The organism is Nocardioides sp., assembly GCF_050699375.1.
Lineage (GTDB): Bacteria > Actinomycetota > Actinomycetes > Propionibacteriales > Nocardioidaceae > Nocardioides.
Genome location: NZ_JBOHDN010000110.1, coordinates 1 through 5613 on the forward strand (window position 1 = coordinate 1; position 5613 = coordinate 5613).

The following is a 5613-nucleotide window of genomic DNA, read 5'->3' on the forward strand; positions in this document are numbered from 1 at the left end:
CAACTACCCCACAGGGTGGGACAGTTGCGCCGACTCGACACGAATTTCTGGGACAGACGCGCCGACTCGGCATCAGTTTTTGGGACAGACGCGCCGACTCGACGCGCGAATCTGGGGCAGTTGCGCCGGGTCGGCGTCGCCTTCAGTAGACGCTGGGTCCGGAGACGGGGTCGCCGTACGTGTCCGGCTTGATCTTGAACAGCTCCGCGCGGCGCTTGATCGTCTCGGCACGGGCCAAGCGCGGCTTGTCGCTGCCGTCACGGATGACGCGGCCGCCCTCCTCGAACTTGTGCAGGAACTCGTAGGCCCAGGACACGTCCGACGGGGTCGGGCTGAAGGACTCGTTGATCACCGAGGGCTGCTCGATGTCGAGGCAGAGCTTGCCGGTCATGCCCATCGCGACGCCGTCGCTGGACTGCTCGCGGAGCACCGGGTGGCTGCTGGCCACCGTCGGGCCGTCGATCGGGCCGGAGAGATTGCCGATCCGCGAGGCGAGGACGAGCTTGGTCCTCGGGTAGGCCATCGCGAGCGGGTCGTTCTCCGCGCCGGTGTCACGGCGGTAGTCGCCGGAGCCGAACGCGAGCCGGTAGGCGCCGCGGGCGCGTGCGATCGTCGCAGCGTCCTCGATCCCCAGCGCCGACTCGAGCAGCGGGATCACGGGGGTCTTGCCGCCGAGCCGCTGGAAGGTGTCGGTCACCTGGTCCGGCGACTCAGCCTTCGCGAGCATCACGCCGGCGAGCGTCTCGATCCCGGCCAGCGCCGCGATGTCCTCGCTCCAGTCCTCGGTGGTCCAGTCGTTGATGCGTACCCAGGCTCGCCCGCCACCCTGGAGCCAGCTGGTCACGTTCTCACGGGCCTGCGTCTTGAGCGAGGAGTCGATCGCGTCCTCCATGTCGAGGATGATCTGGTCCGCCCGGCTCAGCTGGGCGTCGTCGAAGAGTTCGGTACGCATCGCCGAGACGAGCAGCCAGGACCTGGCGTTGTGGCCTTCGACTCGGTTGGCTTCGCGTACTTCGCGCTTCTCGGCGATCTGGGTCGTGCTCATCGTCTGTGTATCTCCCTAACTGCGACCTGGGCTGGCGCGATTGGGACGGTAAACCAATCTCTCGGTGACTCGCGAGTACGCGATCTCGGTGGTCGAGCTTGTCGAGCGTTGAATCGAGCCTGTCGAGATGACCAGCACAGGCGCCTCTGGCACCTCAGCCGCAACCGCGGCCATACACGCGATCCAGAGCGCAAAAGTCCGGTTCCGCTGGGTTAATCTCCAGGAGCCCCCACGCAAGGTCTTGCTCTTCCAAGCGATCGACCATGGGGTCGATCGAGGCAAAGGATCCTCTCTCATGTTCAGACGGGCCTGTTTGGCGATGGCACTTCTGGCCGGAGCGTTCGTCGCGGTGATGTCTCCGGGACCCGCTCAGGCCATGACCAACTCGTGGGCACGGTGGGCGCCGATCTCGGGCGCTTCGAACGACTACTCGACGACGATGACCCAGCGGTCGGCCGGGTTCCCGCAGGCCCAGGTGGCGAGCAACTCCCGGGCGAACGTCGCAGTTCCCAACGGAGGGACGACCTTCCTCAACCAGACCACGCCGCCGGGAGCGAAGTACGGCTCGAGCCGTGGATCGGCCTACATCAACCTGCGGCCGAAGGCCGACAACGCCAACGACCCGTCGACGACGACCTACACCTTCGACAACCCCACGCCCGACACCGGCTGGGCGTTCGTACTCGGTGACATCGACTCCGACCAGGTCGAGGTCCGGGCGACCGACGAGAGCGGGGAAGCGGTCTCGGCCGTGGAGATCTCCTCGTGGTTCCAGGGGTCGTTCAACTACGCCGGCGGCACCGACCAGCCGATCTGGAATGCGGCCACCTCGACGCTGACCGGGAACCCCACCGCCACCGACACCAACGGCGCGAGCGGCTGGTACGAGCCCGACATCCGGATCACCAGCCTGTCCTTCGTCTTCACCCGGCGCGCCGGGTTCCCGATCTACCAGACCTGGTTCGTGAGCCGGGCGCGGCCGATCGGCGGCACCGTCTCCGACGTTTCGACCTCCGGATCCTGCCCGGTCGAGGACTCGGTGCTCACCCTGGTCTCACCGTGGGGCGAGACGCTGGCGACCACGAGTCCGGCAACCGACGGCACCTACTCCTTCGGCGAGCTCGCGACCCAGGACGGCTATACCGTCCGGCTGAGCCAGCCCGACGGGTGTGCGACGGTCGGCCAGACCGAGGCGACCGTCAGCAACCGCGGCGACGACGACGATCCCGCTTCACGAGCCGAGTTCGACGTACGTCAGGTGATCCCGCACGAGATCACCGGCACGGTACGCGACGACGCCGGCGCCCCGGTGCCGGGCGCTTCCGTGACCCTGACCCGTCCCGACGGCACCACCGCGACCACGACCACCGAGCCCGACGGCAGCTATATCTTCGACGGCAATCCTGTCGGCCCGGGTTACTCGCTGACCTTGACGGTCCCCGAGGGCTACACCGCGGGCCCGGACGGCACGACCCGTACGGACATCACGATCGTCGACGGCCCGGTCACCGACCAGGACTTCGTGGTGAAACAGCTGGCCAGCGTCTCAGGAACGGTGACCGGCGGCGGCAACGGTCTCGGCGGGGTCCAGGTCACCCTCGTCCCCGCCGATGGCGGCGACCCGATCACCACCGTCACCGACGGCGACGGCACCTACGTGCTCGACGGCGTCCCTCCCGGCGAGTACACCGCCGAGATCGACGCCCCGGAGGGCTACTCCGGCTCCACCACCCAGCAGGTCACGGTCGCCGCGAGCGACGTGACCGGGGTCGACTTCGACCTCACCCGCCCAGGTTCGATCAGCGGCCGGGTCACCGACGCCTCGACCGGAGACCCGGTCGCCGGCGTGACCGTCACAGTGGACGGTCCCGACGGACCGGTCACCGCGGCCACCGACGAGGCCGGCGCCTACTTCGTCGACGACCTGCCCGCGGGCGACTACACGATCACTGTCACCGCACCCGACGGCACGCGCGTGGTCGGAGAGACCACACGCACCGCCACGATCACCTCGGCCGGCGAGATCGTGGGCGGGCTGGACTTCCAGGTCGACGAGGTCGCCTCACCGACCCCCACACCGACCCCCACACCGACACCGACGCCCACACCGACACCAACTCCGACGCCCGCCCCGACGCCCACCGACGTACCCACCTCCGGCGGAGACGAGAGCTCGTCGGCAGCCCCGAACCCGGGACCGCCGACGGAGACCTCACCTCAGAGCTCACTCCCCGAGACCGGCGGCCCGTCGTGGGTGTTCGCCGCGCTCGGCACCTCGCTCCTGCTCGCCGGCACAGTGCTCACCGTGACGGCGCGTCGAGCCTCCCGAAAGCGAGGTTGACCTCCTCGTCGACCACCGAGGTCGCCCAGATCTCTCCCGCCGCAGCCCGGGTTTCACCCCGGCCACCGCGCGACGAACCAGCTTCCTAACGCTGAACATTTGGCTGTCCGAACCCGCTCACCCGGAACTCGTCCTTCCAGATGGCACACGCGACCGCAGGAATCGGAGGCCACACGCCCGAATCAGAGCGCAAAAGGCAGGTTCCGCTGGGTTAGCGTGTTGATCTCCCCCACTTCAAGATTCTGCTCATCGAAGCGGTCGGCCATGAGGTCGACCAGGCAGGGGAACCCCTCTCATGTTCAGACGGGCCTTTTTGGCGTCGGTGCTTCTGGCCGGAGTGTTCGTCGCGGTGCTGTCGCCGGGACCGGCTCAGGCAGGGACCGACTCGTGGGCCCATTGGACTGCGACCTTCGAGAGCACGGACGCCGCCGGCCTACCCTCCGCCGCCGAGGACGAGCGCCCGCCGGCGACCCCGGACCGGGGGCAGCCGACGGACGCCTCTCGTCAAAGCTCGGTCCCCGACACCGGCGGCCCGTCGTGGGTCTTCGCCGGTGTCGGAGCCGCGCTGATGCTCGCCGGGACCGCGCTCAGCGTGAAGGCGCGTCGAGGGAACCGAAAGCTCGGTTGACCTCGTCGTTGATCACCGAGGTCGCCCAGATCTCCCGCCGCAGCGGGTGCTCCACGATGGCCTCGGGGAACCGCTTGCGGATGGCGGTCGGGAAGTACGCCACCAGCCGCTGCGTCATCTCCGGATCCGTGGCCGGGTCCGGAAGACCCTCGGCGACCAGCTCGCGCCCGCGCTCGATCTTGGTCCAGGCGAGCACGACGGCCAGCTCGGGGGCGGTGAGACCCTCCCCCGCCTCCAGACGGCGAGCCACCTCGGTCGATGACGGCAGGCCCTCGACGTCGCGGCCGAGGAGACCGTCGGTGACCCACTCGGCGATCTGAGCCTCGTGCGCCTCCAGCAGCTGCGGCGCCAGGGAGACGGCCCGGGTCAGGGTCACGTTGTGAGCCTCGTTGTCGGCGAGTACCAGCGCGGCGACCTCGTCGGTCATCTCCTCGAGCAGCTCGTCACGCTCGGCCAGCGTGAGCGATCCGGAGCGTACCTCTCGATCGAGCAGGATCTTGAGGTTCACCTCGTGGTCGGAGGTGTCGACGCCGGCGGAGTTGTCGATCGCGTCGGTGTTGATCAGTCCGCCCTTGCGGGCGAACTCGACGCGCGCGGCCTGGGTGATGCCCAGGTTGCCGCCTTCACCGACGACCCGCACCCGCAGGTCGGCGGCGTCCACCCGGACCCCGTCGTTGGCGTGGTCACCGGCATCGTCGTCGGTCTCGTCGGAAGCCTTGACGTACGTCCCGATCCCACCGTTCCAGAAGAGGTCGACCGGCGCGCGCAGGATCGCGCTGATCAGCCCCTGCGGCGTCAGCCGCTTGACGTCGGCCGCCAGGCCGAGCGCAGCACGGATCTCGGCATTGATCGGCACCCACTTCAGCTGGCGCGACCACACTCCGCCACCGGACGAGATGAGCGAGGTGTCGTACGTCTCCCAGTTCGACCGGGGCGTCTCGAAGAGCCGCTTCCGCTCGCGGAAGCCCACCGCCGCGTCAGGGTCGGGGTCGATGAAGATGTGCCGGTGGTCGAAGGCAGCCACGAGCCGGATGCGATCCGAGCGCAGCATGCCGTTGCCGAACACGTCACCGGACATGTCCCCGACCCCGACAGCGGTGATCTCGTCGGTCTGCGGATCGATGCCGAGCCGCTTGAAGTGGTGCTGCACCGAGACCCAGGCGCCACGCGAGGTGATGCCCATCGCCTTGTGGTCGTAGCCCGCCGAGCCGCCCGAGGCGAACGCGTCGCCGAGCCAGAAGTCGTACTCCGCCGCGACCGAGTTGGCCAGGTCGGAGAACGTCGCGGTGCCCTTGTCGGCGGCGACGACCAGGTAGGAGTCGTCGGCGTCGTGGCGCACCACGTCGGGCGGCGGCACGATCTCGCCATCGACCCGGTTGTCGGTGACGTCGAGCAGGCCACGCAGGAACGTGACGTACGCGTCCGGACCGGCGATGCCCTTGGCCACGAAGCCGCCCTTCGCGCCACCCGGCACGATCACGGTGTTCTTGACCTGCTGCGCCTTGGCCAGCCCGAGCACCTCGGTGCGGAAGTCGTCGCGCCGGTCGCTCCAGCGCAGCCCACCACGCGCCACGGCGTCGAAGCGCAGGTGCACGCCCT

At 68.9% G+C, this 5613-nt stretch carries 4 protein-coding genes; 2 read left to right on the forward strand and 2 right to left on the reverse strand.

Features of this window, described 5'->3' with window-relative positions; translation table 11 throughout:
- Positions 1–142: 142 nt before the first annotated feature.
- The gene (locus tag ACRDPS_RS08090) at positions 143–1045 is read right to left on the reverse strand and encodes an HpcH/HpaI aldolase/citrate lyase family protein (RefSeq protein ID WP_431501117.1); all 903 of its coding nucleotides are present in this window, start codon (positions 1043–1045) and stop codon (positions 143–145) included.
- Positions 1046–1340: 295 nt separating this feature from the next.
- On the opposite strand from ACRDPS_RS08090, the gene ACRDPS_RS08095 reads away from it, so the two are divergent.
- Positions 1341–3386: an MSCRAMM family protein gene (locus tag ACRDPS_RS08095; protein ID WP_431501118.1), complete on the forward strand. Its 2046-nt coding sequence runs from the start codon at positions 1341–1343 to the stop codon at positions 3384–3386.
- 322 nt (positions 3387–3708) lie between these two features.
- Positions 3709–4014 carry a hypothetical protein gene (locus ACRDPS_RS08100; RefSeq protein ID WP_431501119.1) on the forward strand — a complete coding sequence of 102 codons (306 nt, stop codon included), beginning with the start codon at positions 3709–3711 and terminating at the stop codon, positions 4012–4014.
- On the opposite strand, the gene ACRDPS_RS08105 is transcribed toward ACRDPS_RS08100, so the two are convergent.
- On the reverse strand, positions 3974–5613 hold a 1640-nt coding region (locus tag ACRDPS_RS08105), incomplete at its 5' end, for an NAD-glutamate dehydrogenase domain-containing protein (protein ID WP_431501120.1). The two genes, ACRDPS_RS08100 and ACRDPS_RS08105, sit on opposite strands and share 41 nt — an antisense overlap.